At 46.2% G+C, this 16,200-nt stretch carries 8 protein-coding genes; 2 read left to right on the forward strand and 6 right to left on the reverse strand.

Going from position 1 to position 16,200, the window contains the following annotated elements; all coding sequences use genetic code 11:
- Positions 1–657: 657 nt before the first annotated feature.
- Genes LZZ85_RS18140 through LZZ85_RS18150 form a run of 3 tightly spaced genes read right to left on the reverse strand, consistent with a single transcriptional unit; the run spans position 658 to position 5,803 of the window.
- Positions 658–2,445 (reverse strand): RagB/SusD family nutrient uptake outer membrane protein, encoded by a 1,788-nt coding sequence (locus LZZ85_RS18140; RefSeq protein ID WP_237874761.1) that lies wholly within the window; start codon positions 2,443–2,445, stop codon positions 658–660.
- A 17-nt stretch (positions 2,446–2,462) separates the two neighbouring features.
- On the reverse strand, positions 2,463–5,588 hold the full coding sequence (locus tag LZZ85_RS18145; protein ID WP_237874762.1) for a SusC/RagA family TonB-linked outer membrane protein: 3,126 nt from the start codon (positions 5,586–5,588) through the stop codon (positions 2,463–2,465).
- A gap of 2 nt (positions 5,589–5,590) precedes the next feature.
- A complete protein-coding gene (locus LZZ85_RS18150) occupies positions 5,591–5,803 on the reverse strand; it encodes a hypothetical protein (RefSeq protein WP_237874763.1) in 213 nt (70 codons plus the stop codon).
- Positions 5,804–6,188: 385 nt separating this feature from the next.
- Here LZZ85_RS18150 and LZZ85_RS18155 point away from each other — a divergent pair, with 385 nt between their 5' ends.
- Complete coding sequence (locus LZZ85_RS18155; RefSeq protein ID WP_237874764.1) at positions 6,189–7,241, forward strand: LacI family DNA-binding transcriptional regulator; 1,053 nt, start codon at positions 6,189–6,191, stop codon at positions 7,239–7,241.
- A gap of 61 nt (positions 7,242–7,302) precedes the next feature.
- On the opposite strand, the gene LZZ85_RS18160 is transcribed toward LZZ85_RS18155, so the two are convergent.
- Genes LZZ85_RS18160 through LZZ85_RS18170 form a run of 3 tightly spaced genes read right to left on the reverse strand, consistent with a single transcriptional unit; the run spans position 7,303 to position 13,891 of the window.
- Positions 7,303–8,907, reverse strand: coding sequence for a glycoside hydrolase family 43 protein (locus LZZ85_RS18160; protein WP_237874765.1), 1,605 nt, complete (start codon positions 8,905–8,907; stop codon positions 7,303–7,305).
- Between the two features lie 47 nt (positions 8,908–8,954).
- On the reverse strand, positions 8,955–11,417 hold the full coding sequence (locus LZZ85_RS18165; RefSeq protein ID WP_237874766.1) for a glycoside hydrolase family 95 protein: 2,463 nt from the start codon (positions 11,415–11,417) through the stop codon (positions 8,955–8,957).
- Between the two features lie 59 nt (positions 11,418–11,476).
- Positions 11,477–13,891: a glycoside hydrolase family 127 protein gene (locus LZZ85_RS18170; protein ID WP_237874767.1), complete on the reverse strand. Its 2,415-nt coding sequence runs from the start codon at positions 13,889–13,891 to the stop codon at positions 11,477–11,479.
- A 188-nt stretch (positions 13,892–14,079) separates the two neighbouring features.
- Between LZZ85_RS18170 and LZZ85_RS18175 the strand changes: the two genes are divergently transcribed.
- Positions 14,080–16,074, forward strand: a complete 1,995-nt coding sequence (locus LZZ85_RS18175) for a glycoside hydrolase family 97 protein (RefSeq protein ID WP_237874768.1) — start codon at positions 14,080–14,082, stop codon at positions 16,072–16,074.
- Positions 16,075–16,200: the final 126 nt, after the last annotated feature.

Here is a 16,200-nt window from a genome sequence, read left to right on the forward strand (position 1 = left end):
CCACAGCCTCCGGGTTCCCGCCAATTTACGTTTACAACTTTATGATGGATTGTTACACAACCTGCTCTTTTCACCGTGCTGGAAGGGACAAGTCATTTTGGCATTTGCAATGAGAAAGTTTCGGTTGGAACGATAACCAGTATTAAACAACCGGAGGCATTTTTCTGACCGCTTCTTGTTCGACGTTAGTTCGGTTCTTGGTCGTCGTTTGCAGGGAATAATAAAATGACCGTAAGAGATAATTTTAACGCATTTAGGAGCCAAAAAAGGAAGAGAAAGGCGACAGGTTGACAGTTTCCGACTAACCTGCTCCAATTAAAATCTGTTTTAGCCATCGTCTATTACTTCCCTAACTTGTTCTTCACTGATGCCGCTGTGCCGGCGCCGAAAAAAAGGAGGGGTGAAGAATCACCCCTCCGACGATTGCTATATAACTAGCTAACTGCTGAATGAAACACTGATTAGAAATCAATGTTGTCTAGTTAAGGATTTCCCGAAAGTTCATTCGATGGCCGTTGGCCGAAAAGACATATACCCACTGGTGTCAATAGCCAATACCAATTAGCAGCAATTGCTTCCATCCAAATGCGACACTCAGCCATCAGTCATCGGCCATCGAGCTAGTGTAGGGCGATCTCTCAACTAAACGACATTGGATTAGAAATATCCCGGGTTCTGCGGAAACGCAGGACCTTCCGTAACGAGATTGATCTGTGTCTGCGGGATAGGTCTTAACATATTATATGGCTGCACACCTGCTGCTCCTTCTGAATTGTACAACTGCACTCTTTCCACCAGCTTTTTTGTTCTTGAAAGATCCCACCACCTGGTATCTTCTGCGAAGAGTTCGCGGCTTCTTTCATTCAGGATAAAATCGATGGTAACCTGCGCCGGTGTCACCTGTTGCGCGAGTACGTTTGCGGTATACTGTGCCGGAGTTTGATTTGCTTTCAACGCCGCTCTTGTTCTCAGCACATTGATCATATCCGCAGCCTGCTGCGGTGTGCCGCCTCCTTTGAACGCTGCTTCTGCGGCTATCAAATACAGGTCAGAAAACCGGAACATGATATACGGCCGGTCCGAATAATCGTTCATATCAATCCTTGTGGAGTCGTCAAACTTGCGCACGCTTGGATAGAAAGCAGTGGTGAAAGGAACCGTAACGCCAGGCAGATGCTCCGGCTCGAAGATCACTCCTTTGAAAGCGGCTCTTTGTGCGGGTGTTATCACCCGGTCTGCCATCCAGATCGATGTATCAACCTGGTTGATGAGCGTACCTCTGGGCGTTGTTGCACCAGTTGTTCCCCTGACGGAATTGGCAACGCTGTTGGACAACCAGGCGGTCTGAAATGTGCCATCATAACGCGAATCTGTTTCTCTGTTGGCAAAAGCTACATCATAAATATATCTTGAATTTGGTCTGATCCGCTGGTAAGGCCGCCCATTTGCCGGATCGCGGACAGTCATATTAGCACCACCTGTTGCCGGATAGTTTGCATTGATATTGGTATAAGTAGGGCGCCAGAAGAAATTCGATTGGTTCGCTCCTGCGCCTCCACCACCTGAACCGGGGGCATTGTTCTGACCGTATTTCAGGTCCCTTGTATGATCGATCACGAACATAACTTCCCTGCTATATTCGTTGCCTTCCCGGAAAACGTCTGGGAAATAAGGGAGAAGATCAAGACCATAGGTCGTTTTATTATCAATCACACCTTTGGCCGTCGTATACGCGTTCTGAAAATCCGTTGCCTGTGCCGCATCAGACCATCCTCTCCATAAATATGTTTTCGCCAACAGGTATAACGCGGTGGCTTTAGTGGCAGGTTTACCCGTGCCGGCAGCCGGCGTATTTGGAAGATCAACGGACGATTCCGTAAAATCCTTTATGATCTGCGCATACACATCCGCTATTGGTGCTCTTGAATCGGCAGTTGATGCAGATGTATTAAATGTTGTATGTAAAGGAACTGCTCCGAAAGTGGTCACTAGATAATAGTAACAAAATCCACGCAGGAATTTTGCTTCGGCCAGCAGCTGCGTTTTCGTAGCAGGCGGAACATTCGCATCGGCACCATACTGCAGGATCCCATTCGCGGTATTGATATCAATATATAGTGTATTCCAGAACCCAAGGTAATCATCCGTATTGCTCTTGATACTCGCATTATTATAAGTGAACCACCAAACCACATCAGCAGCAGATCCGCGTTTCGATTCATCTGTACCCGTGTTGAATAGTTGCGTAAAGATCTGTGTACCCCAGAGTCCGCGGAAACTGGAATAGATCCCGGCAACGCCGCCCTGAAGACCATCTGCCGTCGTAAAAAAGCTGGGAGCGAAGAATGTTCGCGGTTGTTCTTCCAGGACTTTTTTACAGCCTGTGCCGGAAAAGATCACGATAGCAAGCACGACTATGATATATCGGTAATTTCTATATTTCATGTTAGTGTATTTATAAGTTAAAATCTCAGGTTGACTCCGAAAATGAACTGACGGGTAGATGGAACTCCCATGCCAACCAGAACTGCACTGGTTGGAACGGCTCGTTGACCACCCTGTGCACTGATAGCTGCATTATTGGTATTGGATCCATTTCCTTCCGGATCGATACCAAGCCCATCTTTCACCAATGGAGCCCATAGTATAAATGGATTCTGAGCAGATACATATAATCTCAATGATTGAATGCCTGCTTTGGTCAGCCATCTGTTCGGAACTGTATAACCCAGATCGATCGTTCTTACTTTGATGAAAGATCCATCGCGATAAGTAAGTGTTGAGGTGAAATTCTGGCCATCTCTTCCGGCATCAGGTTGCGGAAAATCATTGGTAGGATTGGTTGGCGTCCAGTAATCGACCTTATGTTGCTGCACACGGCTGTTGCCAAAGAAAGGAAAACCTGCTGCACTGCCATCGGCGGACAGATACGTAACAACGGCGTTCTGTCCAAAGCGACCGAACATCACCACGTTCAGGTCAAAGTTTTTATACGCAAAATGGTTAGTTAAACCTGCCACGAAATCCGGCTGATAGTTGCCAATGATCTGCTTATCGTCTGCGGTGATAGCGTTATCCTTGTTCACATCTTCGATCTTGATATCACCTGGTGCTACTCCGTAAACAGCAGCTTGTGCAGCCTCGCTTGTTTGCCAGATGCCAACTTTCCTGTAATCAAAGATCACGGCAATAGGTTGACCAACGAACCAGCCGTTTCCGATATCTCTTTGCAGATTATTTTGCAGGGCTACGATCTTCTCCCTGTTGAAGAACGCATTGAGATCTGTGCGCCAGGTAAATCCGCTTTTTGTCTCCACGTTCAGACTGCTCAATGTAAACTCCATACCATGAGAAGATGTTTTACCCACGTTGGTCAGCTGCGAGTTCACACCAACGCTGCGCGGAAGTTCTTTACTCAGCAGGATATCTTTTGTGCTGGTCCTGTAATACTCAATTGTACCAGACAGTCGATTATTGAATAGAGCGAAATCAACACCTATATTGGTTCCGGCGGTCTTTTCCCAGGTCAGCAGTGGATTTGGTGCAGTGTTGATGGTATAGCCGTTAGCGAGGTTTGTTCCGGCTGTTGTACCTGCTCCAAAATTGTAGAAGTTTGAGTTCAGGCTTCCAAGTGTTGTATATGCATTGATGCCCGCGTTGGAACTGATACCCCAACCTGCTCTCAATTTCAGGCTGGATACAAAGCTCACATTCTCCATGAATTTTTCACGATCGATATTCCATCCGATAGATGCTGCCGGATATGTTGTATACTGATGACCTGGCGCCAGCACCGACGCACCATCTGTGCGAACGGTTGCTGTGAGCAGATACTTATCATCAAAAGAATAGATCGCCCTGCCCATGTAGCCAATGAGGCCGGTCTCGTTGAAATTTCCGCCCTGTGGAGTAACGGTATTCACCAGCACCCAGTTGTAATCCTGGATAAAATCTGCAGGCACACCAAAACCATTGAACTGCTGAGCCTGGAAATGATTCTTCTGAACTTCCTGGAGGGCTTGTACCGTTAACTTATGTTTGTCAAAGGTCCTGCTATATTCAAGTGAGTTATTGATAGTATACTGCCATCCTTCGGAATTGTTCTGGCTAAGGTTAGCCCCTGCTGCGGTTGTATTCGAATTGAATACAGTGTTAGGACCTGTATAGTTGTTGTTCATCGTTTGCGACCATCCATAGCCGAAGGTTGTTCTGAATTTCAGGTCTTTCAATATTTTCACTTCTCCATAAAAGTTATGCTGGAACTGGTACCTGCGCTGATAAGCCCTGATCAGGTCATCATTGCCAATAGATGTCAGCGGGTTGATCTGTTGCTGATCTGCCCCCTGCTGGATCGCGGGTCTGAAGTTGAGTGAACCATCGTCATTATACGGCTTGAACAGCGGCGATAGTCTTGTTGCCGCGCCATAGGCATTTGTTCCGATCCTGTTCGATTTATTGAGTGTATTGAAACTTGTAAACCCGACCTTGATGCGCTCAGAGATCTTATGATCGATATTTACACTGAAAGAAAAACGGTCAAGATTCTGATCATGTACCACACCGGTTTCCCTGAAGTAACCAAGGCCAAAATAGAACTGGGTTCTTTCATTACCACCACGTACACTCACATCGTGTGAGGTTCTGATGCCTGTAGTGAGCAGAAGATCCTGCCAGTCTGTGCTGATCCCCTGGGCAAGATTCGCCTGCTCATCCGCCGTAAGCGCGTACAGATTCTGGCCCGCCGTGTTGGAGTTACCCGCCGCTGCATCTGCTTTGAATTGTGCATACTCCGCTCCGTTGAAAAGATCGTAAGTGCCGATCACATTCTTAAATCCCATGTACCCGTTATAAGAAGTAGTGGCCTTACCCGCAGAACCGCGCTTAGTGGTAATGATCAGTACACCATTGGAACCGCGTGAGCCATAAATAGCGGTGGCAGATGCGTCTTTAAGGATATCCACATTGGCGATGCTTTCGGGATCCAGGTCATTGATGCTGCCACCATAGACCATCCCATCGACCACAAGAAGAGGATTATTATTGCCACTTAAAGAGCGGCTTCCCCTGATGAGAATTCTGCCTCCTGCGCCGATATCAGAGCTATTGCTCACAATATCCACACCGGCAGCACGCCCCTGTAACTGATTATAGATGTTGGGAGCTTTGATCTCATTCAGCGTTTCCCCTTTCACGGAAACAGTAGAACCTGTTACATCCCTTTTCCGCTGAGTGCCATAACCGATCACCACGACATCTCCGAGGGACTTCTCATCCCTGGCAAGTGTGATGGTAATTTCGGATGACGTAACAGTGACTTCTTTTTCAACATAGTTGATAGCACTGATCACAAGTGTGGTTCCGCTGGAAACCGAAATAGAAAAATTACCGGAAGCATCAGAGGCTGTACCTGCAGTACCGCCTTTTACGATAACAGAAGCATCGGGAATGGCTTCTCCTTTATCATTGGTGATACGCCCTTTGACATTGATGCTCTGTGCAAAGGTCATAAAAGCAAAGGCCTGCAAAACCAGCGTAATGCAGAATGCTTTACTGATCCGTTCAAACATGGTTGTTGTTTTTTTAAGCATAGTTAATATTTGGTAGTTATCACATCAGAAATGAGTGCAGCAGTAAGATCGATCCGGCTGAGAATGCCAGATCGGGAACAATTATAAGGAGGGGGTCTGTCAGGATTATCGGGTAAAGGAAATGAGCCGTGTGGCGCCTTGCAGGAAATGATGGCAGATGGACCCGCAGAGATGGGTCTGACTACAGCAGATAGCATTGACGATCTATGTTTCATACAGCAGCAAGTTGGGTTTTACATCAAAAATGAAATCGATTGCATTTTTTTGGCTAAAAAAACAACTTTTCAGTTGTTAAAGCCTACAATCATATTTTTCTTTCCGTTTGTAAAAGGGAGCAAACACAATCTTTTGTTACAGGCAAATTATTCAGAACCTGATAATAACCAGATTCAATAGATGCAATATAGATTATTTTCTGAAAAATACAATCGATTTCATTTTTTTTAGAAAAATACATCCGTGGGTGATATTGGCCCCGAGGACCCTTGCATAAGTCATATCAGCGATGCACCCATCCGTGGAGCTCATTCACAATGCAATCGATTTCACACATTTTCGTGAATATCTTTTACCTTCGCGGCCATAGCAAGCAGCCATCGTATGAAGAAAGGAAAAGACATCACGATATATGATATTGCCAGGGAATTGAAAATCTCTGCTGCAACGGTCAGCCGTGGATTGCAGGATCATCCTGCCGTTAATAAGAAGACCAAAAAGAAAATCAACGACTTTGCGGAAGAGATCGGCTATCGCACCAATCACTTTGCCAGCAGCCTCCGTAAACAGCAAACCAAGACCATTGGTATCATCGTCCACGAGCTGAACAGTAATTTCATCACTTCTGTACTGGCGGGAATTGAAAAGATCACGGCACAGGAAGGTTATGATATCATCATCACGCACTCTTCCGAAAGTTCAAAAAAAGAGATCGCCAATGCCAAAAACCTGTTGTATAAAAGAGTGGATGGCCTGATCGTTTCTTTATCGGCTGATACTGAGAATCTCGACCACTTTCAACCTTTCTTTGATAAGAACATTCCGGTCCTTTTCTTCGACCGCGTTGAGCAGGACGGAGACAAGACGGTCGTTGTGATAGATAACGTGAAATGCGGCTATATGGCTACCCAGCACCTGATCGACCAGGGTTGTAAGCGTATTGCCCACGTCACATCCAGCCTGACACGGAACGTTTATGAAGAACGTTTTCGCGGCTATAAACAGGCTTTGACGGACAATGGGAAAACATTTGACAAAAGCCTGCTCATCGTTGAAGATCTCGACAAGAACGGGGGCATCGAGGCGGCCAACAGGATCCTTGCCATGAAATCGAGGCCGGACGGGGTTTTTATCACCAATGATTTTGTAGCAGCTTTTTGTATGCGCACCCTGATCAGGAACGGGATATCCGTACCAAAGGATATCGCGATCGTAGGTTTCAATAACGATGCGATCGGCGAGTTGATCGAACCTGAGCTGACCACCATCAACTATCCGGGCGAAGACATGGGCGAGATTGCTGCCAGAAACCTGATCAATCATTTAAAAGGAACAGGCAATCTGCATCAGACGAATACAATCGTGGTGAAATCGAACCTGCTGGTACGCCAATCATCATTACGCTTATCAGCGAATGGTAAGGCAGCCAAGAAATGAGCATTCGGCTGAGAAGTACTTTATAGTTTGGCTGGCGTGGGTTCCCGGATCGTAAACCTGCTCAGTTCGGATCCACCGATATCTTATTGCTGATCCTGAAATAATCAAAATCCGCATATCCGCCCTCTGTTTTCGTTGCATAGTTAAAGAGTCCGAACCGGTATCCCATAAAATGCGGAATCGTATAGGCCATCTTCAATATTGAACCGATCTTTTTCCAATCCTTTCCATTCAAACTGTAATAGAAGTATCCTTTATCCGCTCTCTCTTTAAAATCACCATCAGCCTTAAAGTATACCACAGCCTTTTCAACCGGAATGCGTTCAACTTCCAAAGGTTTGCCAGAATCTGCGTTTACCATCACGATAAATCTCTTTCCGCTTTCCAGCTTTATTCCTACCCAACCATACTTCTGCTGAAAAAGTGTAAGTCCGGCCACATCGCCATCCTTCATACCTGATGCATCAATAGAAGTGATCGCGGAAGAATAGGGACCAAATGTCCGCTGCGTCAGCATATTCCTCACCAGCAGAAAGGAAGTATCTATACGGCCGGTTATAATACGCAGGTAACCCGGGCGTTTTTTTAAAGACCAGCGTGCATTATCCGGATTATGATTCCATTGCCATACCAACGGAAGCGGTGCATCATTTTTCTTCCGGCTGAATTCATCTGAGTTGACAATGCCAGGAATAAGTCCGCGGCTTACAGGAAGACCAGTCAGCGAATCCGGTACTTTTCCATCCACTCCCAGTACAGGCCAGCCATCTTCCCAGGTAACAGGTACCCAGTATGGAATGCGGCCAACTGCACCGTAGTCGCGGAACAGGTATGCATACCAATCCCCTTTAGGTGTGCTGATCAATCCGCCCTGCGCAACTCCTTTATCCTGCAATACAACTTTGCCTTCATAAGGCCCCAAGATCCGGTCTGCCCGGTGCACGATCACCGTACGCATGCCACCTTTCGGCCAGGCGATGTTGAACAAATAGTATTTGCCATTCACCTTAAAGAGTTGCGATCCTTCGGCCGGAAGGCCAACATTCGGACCAGCCGGTAAACTCGCATTTTCGATCACTACTTTCGGCTCTGTTCCCGGCCTGATACCAGACAGATCATCTTTTAATTCATTCAAAATGATCCTGCCGCCACCATTCATCAGGTAAACTTTTCCGTCATCATCAAAGAATAATGTATGATCGTGAAGGGATGGCTTGAATGAAATGGCCTTCCATGGTCCTTTCTCTATATTCTTTGTTGTATAAACATAGGTCTTACCGGTCGTCTGCGCGAAAGTGGTTACGTAATACGTTCCATTATGATACCGCATCGAACTGGCCCATGATCCACGTCCGTACGTGCTTTGACCATTATTGAGCGTCAATGCATCAACAGTATCAAGCACATCATAAGCATAGCTGACAAGCGTCCAGTTGACCATGTCTTTTGACTTCATGATCGGCACACCAGGACTCATGTGCATGGTGGTACTGCTCATGTAATAGGTATCTCCCACCCTGATCATGGACAGATCGGGTACATCCGCGAAGATGATCGGGTTTTGCGCGTGCTGCGCTGAGGCAGTTGACAAAAAGGATAAGCCGACGATCGCGGAGAGCAATGCAGGCTTAATGGTTAACGGCTTTATCCGGAAAGATAGTTTCATAATTAAGCTTGAATAATACAAGGCGATATTGTTGAATGCAGTTATCACTACTCGTTCACGATTAATGTGTATACGGCTCCAATCCTCGTAGGCAGGTCATATATAAAAGTGGGCTTTAACTGTGGTTGCTGTTTAGGGACTTTCGGGGATACGATTGCGGTGGCCACCTCTTCTACCGCGAAATACGGGTTGATATTTATTCCTTTTGCCGGCATTAACGCAATTCCATTTGCACTGTTTATAGCATTGGGAACTCTCAATCTTAAATTTCCACCCAGGTTCGACCGGATAACTGCTTTTACCAGTTTACCATCTTTCCATTGCAGATCCTGTATTTCGAAACCGCCAACGGCCCGAATGCCTCTGATGCTGCCTGATGGCCATACATCAGGCAATGCAGGTAATAAATGAATTTCCCCATTTGCGCTCTGAATGAGCATTTCTGTGATACCGGAAGTGCAACCGAAATTTCCATCTATCTGAAAAGGCGCATGTGCATCAAAGAGGTTGTTGTAAGTACCGCCGCCGCCTGCATTTGTACCAACCGGGGTAAGCTGGTTCTGTATAAGTTTGTATGCATGATTGCCATCCAGCATCCGCGCCCACCAGTTCACTTTCCATCCCATGCTCCAGCCGGTTGAGATATCGCCGCGTTGGAGCAACGTCGTTTTTGCGGCATTGTATAATTCGGGTGTACGATAGGCTGAGATCTGGTTGGACGGGAACAAACCGTACAAATGCGAGACATGCCGGTGGTTATCCTTGGGATCATCGAGATCATCCAACCATTCCTGCAACTGACCATATTGTCCTATTTGCATGGGAGGAAGCCGTTTGCGCATCTGCCGCAATGTATCAGCAAATGCAGCGTCTTTCTTTAAAATACCGGCAGCCCTGATCGTACTGGAAAAGATATCAAAGATGATCTGGTTGGTCATGGTTGTACCCGCATCGATGGACGCACCTGAACGGCCGCGTGGTGAATTTTCAGGCGACATATCGGGATTGCTGACCAGCCAGTGATGTACAGGCTCTTCCACCAGGAAGTCTACATAAAATGTAGCTGCCTCTTTCATCACCGGGTAAACAGATGCCAGAAACTTCTTGTCTCCGCTATACAGGTAATGTTCCCATAAATGCTGGCTTGTCCATCCACCGGCTGCACTCCAGACGCCCCAAAGCGCGCCGTCAACAGCACCCGTTACCCGCCAGATATCCGTATTATGATGCGCGACCCATCCGCGTGCGCCATACATATCGCGAGCGGTTTGTTTTCCTGTCACAGAAAGATCCTTAACCATCTGAATAAATGGCTCGTGCAATTCAGCAAGATTTGTTTTCTCCGCCGGCCAGTAATTCATCTGGGCATTGATATTGATCGTGTACTTGCTATCCCATGGCGGCCTGATCTTATCATTCCAGATCCCCTGCAGGTTAGCCGGCTGTCCACCAGGCTGTGAGGAAGAGATCAGCAGATAGCGTCCAAACTGAAAATACAATGTCACAAATTGCGGATCATTCGCCGATGCAAAACTCTTCAGCCGCTCATCTGTTGGCGCGTTGATGGCATCAGTTGCTCCAAGATCCAATGACGATCTGTTGAAAAATTTTTGATACGCTGCAATATGCTGTTGCAGGGTAACAGGATAAGGCCTTCTGATCGCTTTCGCAAGATAATTCATCGCCTGTTTACCCTCATCACCGCTGATATCACTGTAGTTGATAAAATTAGTGGCGATAGAAGTATAAATTGTTGCCGTGGTAGCTTTATCCACGATCAAAGCTGTATCATTAGCCGTTAACGAGCCGCCTTCGAGCCGGATCTGTGTGAGGCCTTTGAACTTCACCATCCCTTTCACTCCTTCATGATCCATGGCTGTGCCTTCTATCGTCAGCAATTTAACCGGCGATATACTGACCGATGCCTTCGGTTGCGGAGTAGACATGGAAGCGATAAAAGAAAGGCTATTCGGTTTGCTTGCCGTCAGTCTTGTCACAAGTACCCTGTCAGGAAATGACGCAAACACCTCTCTTGTATACTTTACGCCGTCCACCGTATATGTGGTTTTTGTTACAGCTCTTTCAAGGTCAAGCTCGCGGTAATAATCACTGTAGTTATTATGGTTATTAAAGCTCAAGAGCAAATTACCGACCGGTTGGAACATCTGCCCGTGTGACTTTTTCGTAATGATCGCACGATTGGCCACCCGTTCTGCATCCTTGTGCTTTCCATCAAAGATCAGCTGGCGGATGGTTGCCAGGGAATCCAGCGCCATGGGATTGTCGTTGCGGTTAGGGCTTCCACTCCAGACTGTATGTTCGTTCAGCTGGATGATCTCCTTTTCAACATTTCCATACACCATCGCGCCAATACGTCCATTTCCAACAGGTAAAGCATTTTCCCATACTTTCCCTGCGGGCTGCTTATACCAAAGTTTCAGACCATGTTTTACCTGGCCCTGGCTCGATAATGCGGAAAGTAAAAGAGAACATAGCAACAATCGCTTCATCAGGTTATTCTTTATCGTATGAGTGATGTTATGAAATAAGAAAGCGGGGCAAGATCTTTCTATTGGCCATTCCGCAATAGCCTGACGTAGTACACCGGTCCCGCAGTGCTGCCGGCTACCGATTGAAATTTTACGACAACCGACTTTTTCCCTTTCAATAATTCCGCCGGAATCTTATATTCCACTTCCTGAAACCGCTGATCGGGCCATTTGCCGGTATTATCAACTGAAACGAGTTGCTGATCATCCAGGTAGATATCAAACTTCCTGTTACCACGATCACCACCAAGAAAACGCAAGCCAAGTGAAAGACCGGTTTCTCCATTCGTAGATAGTTTATATGAGAAGGAACCTCCATCTCTTGCGTCGCGCCAGAAATGATCAAGGGTATTGCCCGAATTGGAATTTTTCCGCTCCATGAAATGGTCGGCTTCAGGCTGTTGTTCCCCCGGCGCTACAAAATCAACCGTGCGTTTCTGTAAAGCGATATTCACTGCTTCTACCCTTGCCAGTGAGTCAAGGTAGGACCGGTAGCCGGTAGAAGACAAATTCATCCAGTATATCATATACCGTGCGTCATGAATACCAAAGAACGGTTCAAGCAAGATCTTTTCAGCTTTAGCAGTTTTCAATGAAGACGCGATAAAATGAAGGGGTTGTTTATTCACAGGCTTCAATGCAGCAGCAATACGCTTCGCATCATTTTCAATAATGATCGGTGCTTCGTTGACCGGTAATTTCTTTCCACTGGCAATGTGGCCCCAGCGACTATCACCTGCTACTAGACCACGCAGATCTTCTGTACCAGCCCTGGCACCCAGCAGCACAGGTCCGTGAAGCACCGCTATGTAGTTGGATATACCCGGCATCTGCTCTATCCTGTTCTGCATTGGCAATGCCACGTTCACCTTATCTCCATCCTTCCACTCCCGCTCAATGACAACGTAGGAAGACGCATCTTTTTTAACCGGATAGGACTTACCGTTGACGGAGATCTTCAAGGCACCTTCTTTTACCCAAGATGGATAACGGATCATCAGTTTGAATTTCGCGGCCCCTTTAATGAGGATACTTGTTTGCTCTTCAAAAGGAAATTTCGTCTGCTGCGTGATCTTTACATTCTTCTCTTTCCAATCAAGTTCAGAAGCGACAAATAAGTTCACGAACAGTGAATCAGACTGATGCGTGTAAATAAACTGACCATACTTTCCATGATTCTCCATACCCGAGCCAACGCAACACCACATCGCTTCATTCGGCGCGGAATAAACCCGGTAATGACGCGGACGTGCAGAGGTGAAATACACATAGCCGCCATGTACAGGATGCTGCGTTGACAAAATATGATTATACAAAGTCCTTTCATAATAGTCAACGTATTTGGCTAAAGGTTTTTCCCTGAACAGCCCTTCGGTGAGTTTGAGCATATTGTAGGAGTTACAGGACTCAGGTCCTTCCACCTCATTTACAAAATCGATCGAAGCCGCTGCACTTGGGAAGAACTCACGGCGACTGTTACCTCCAAATGCCAGCGTCCTGTTTCCGGTAACTGTTTCCCAGAAAAATGATGCGGCTTTATCATAATGATCATCTCCTGTCAATTCAGCTATACGCTGAAAGCCTACAACTTTAGGAACTTGTGTGTTGGCATGTTTGTTATCAAGGTTATCACGTCTTTCTGACATTGCATCAAGCAATACTTTGTGCGAAAACCGCTTTGCTGCAACAGCATACTTCTCCTGGGAAGTCATTTTGTAGGCATCAATCAGCACTTCATTCATTCCTCCATATTCGATGTCAAGCATGGTCTGCATTTGCTGATCGCTTAATGCAGAGGTAATATCGATCGTCCAATCACAAAAGCCGAGGAACAATTTTCCTGCATCTTCATTGCCGGCATACAGCCATGCATCACGGAGCCCCGCAAACATCTTGTGTACATTATACCACGGAACCCATGCTGCGCGTAGCGCACCAAAGTCAGCCTTCCGCAGACCTGTCCATATAGCTTTACTATTTGGAACACCGCCGACATAACCTTTTGCCCAGTCAGGATTATTGGCAGCATTCGCCTGCTCACAGGCCTTCAGTTCCCCGATCATGTATTCCATCTTTGCCTTGCATTGCTGATCTCCCGTTGCAGCATAATTCATCGCTAAGGCAGTGAGGTAATGCCCGCCAACGTGGCCATCCAGTCCATCCCAATTGGCATACCCTTTCGCCTTTGCCGGTAAGCCGGCTTCTTTGCGGAAAGGATAGATCAGACGGTCAATATCATACTGCAACAGGTGTTTGATGTTAAGGTCACGCGCATGACGAAAAAGGCTGTCCTGCAGCTTAACATCCTGCAGCGGAAATTCGTTTTTATACAGCCTGTTCTGAGCAACAGCGTTCTGTAAACAAACAGATATAAACAGAAGGAAGAAAGAGAAGGAAAGAAAAATTCCTTTTCTGAAAAAACGTTTTGCAGGCATGATGAATCGTTTAATTCGGTTAACGGGGGCTGATCGAAAATAATTGTCAACTTTACAATAATTATCCCGGTTACAGGTACAATTATAGGTAATTTTCCGTTTCTTGCAATCGATTTCATTTTTTAATTAATAATAAATTGCTAAACAGACTTTATTTCACTGTTCCTGAAATCTTTTAATAACGAATTATGCTTACCACGTCAATCCCGGACATCAAGTCCCGGCATGTCCTCTTGCCCGTTAATATTAAAAAATGGCTCATAGTACATCTACCTTTCCTGTTTGCCATTGTTTTAGTGTATTCAACAAGTAATTGCCAGGCTCAGCAAGGCACCATTCAAAGCCCTGATAAAAACATTACGGTAACGGTGCAACATACTGATGGCATGCCCTCGTACAGTGTCAGCTACAGGCATAACACTGTGATCAGATCTTCGCGGCTTGGTTTGATAACTTCACTGGCAGATTACTCCAAATCACTTCAGCTGCGCAGTGTTTCAGAAACAAAAGCTGTAAAAGAATCCTATGAACTATTCACAGGGAAAAAAAGCACGGTAAATTTCAAAGCTAACAGGAAAGTATTTTCCTATGCAACAGCGGATGGCAAACCCCTGAATATCCAGTTCCATGTTTCAGATGATGGAGTAGCTTTCCAGTATATTATACCCCGAACCAATGCAGATTCTATTTCTGTATCAGACGAACTGACCACCTTTACTTTTGATACCGCCGCAAAGGGCTTTCTCCAACCAATGCAGGTTGCTAAAACCGGCTTTGAAAGTACCAACCCGGCTTATGAAGATAACTACCGGCAGAATATTCCGGCAGGTACAGCAGCCACGGCAGGTTGGGTATATCCGGCATTGTTTCAAACAGGTGACACATGGGTGCTGATCACGGAAGCGGGAATGGACGGCACATATTGCGCAACGCGTCTCACTAATGCAAAAGGTGACCCATCCTATAAAATCAGCTTTCCCGACCCAAGGGAAACCATGGCACCGGATGGTATCCTGCCACTATCAGGTCAGCCATTCACTTCTCCGTGGCGCGTCATTACCATCGGAAGCCTTGGCACCATCGTCGAATCAACCAACGGAACTGATCTCGCTGCGAAATTCGCCGGTGGCAACACAAAATGGATCAAACCCGGTAAATCATCCTGGAGCTGGATCATGTCCAAAGATGATTTTATTACCTATGACGAGCAGAAAAAATACATCGATTTTGCAGCCGACATGAAATGGCAGTATTGCCTTGTTGATGCAAGCTGGGACACGAAGATCGGGTACGATAAGATCAAAGAACTTGCTGCATACGCCAATTCAAAGAACGTAGGATTGCTATTATGGTATAACTCGGCAGGCAACTGGAATACTGTTAAGATGACGCCAAAGGATAAAATGTTAACGCATGAGAGCCGCGTAAAAGAATTTACACGTTTAAAAGAAATGGGCGTAAAAGGTGTTAAGATCGATTTCTTTGGCGGTGACGGCCGGTCTGTAATACAATACTACATCGACATACTGAAAGACGCCGCACAATTCGAAATGCTTGTTAACTTCCATGGAGCAACCCTTCCAAGAGGATGGAGCCGGACTTATCCAAACCTGGTGACCACTGAAGCGGTGAAAGGATTTGAAATGATCACCTTCAGCCAGGGTGACGCTGACCGCGAAGCCAATCACTGTGCGATGCTTCCATTCACCCGTAATGCTTTTGATCCGATGGATTTCACCCCAATGAATCTTTACCGGATCCCGACCCAGGTCAAAAGAAAAACAACCAGTGCCTTTGAACTGGCCACGTCCGTACTGTTCTTATCCGGTATACAGCATTTTGCCGAATCAGCGGATGGTATGAGCCATGTGCCCGCGGACGTAAAAGCATTTCTTCAACGTTTACCTGTACGCTGGGATGAGGTTAAATTCATTGAAGGTTTTCCCGGTAAGTATGCAGTGATCGCAAGAAAGGCGGGGAATAAATGGTATGTTGCCGGATTTAACGGAGAAAGTACGGCAAGAACGATCAGGCTGGATATAAAATCTTTTAAAGCAAAAAAAGCACTGCTGATCAAAGACGGAGCGAGCCAGCTGGAGTTTGACATTTCAACGCCGGGATTAACGTCAACCATCGATGTGGTGATGCAGGGCGCTGGCGGCTTTGTGTTAGAGTTGGATTGAATCAGGCTGGCGTAGTTTCCCGGAGATTACGCCAGGTCTGCATCTTCAAAGCTGCAGGAATGTGCAGATCACGCAGATAATATGTTTCTAAACAGGAATTATCTGCACGATCTGCACATTTTCCAT

It is taken from the genome of Terrimonas ginsenosidimutans (assembly GCF_022012415.1).
Classification (GTDB): domain Bacteria; phylum Bacteroidota; class Bacteroidia; order Chitinophagales; family Chitinophagaceae; genus Terrimonas_A; species Terrimonas_A ginsenosidimutans.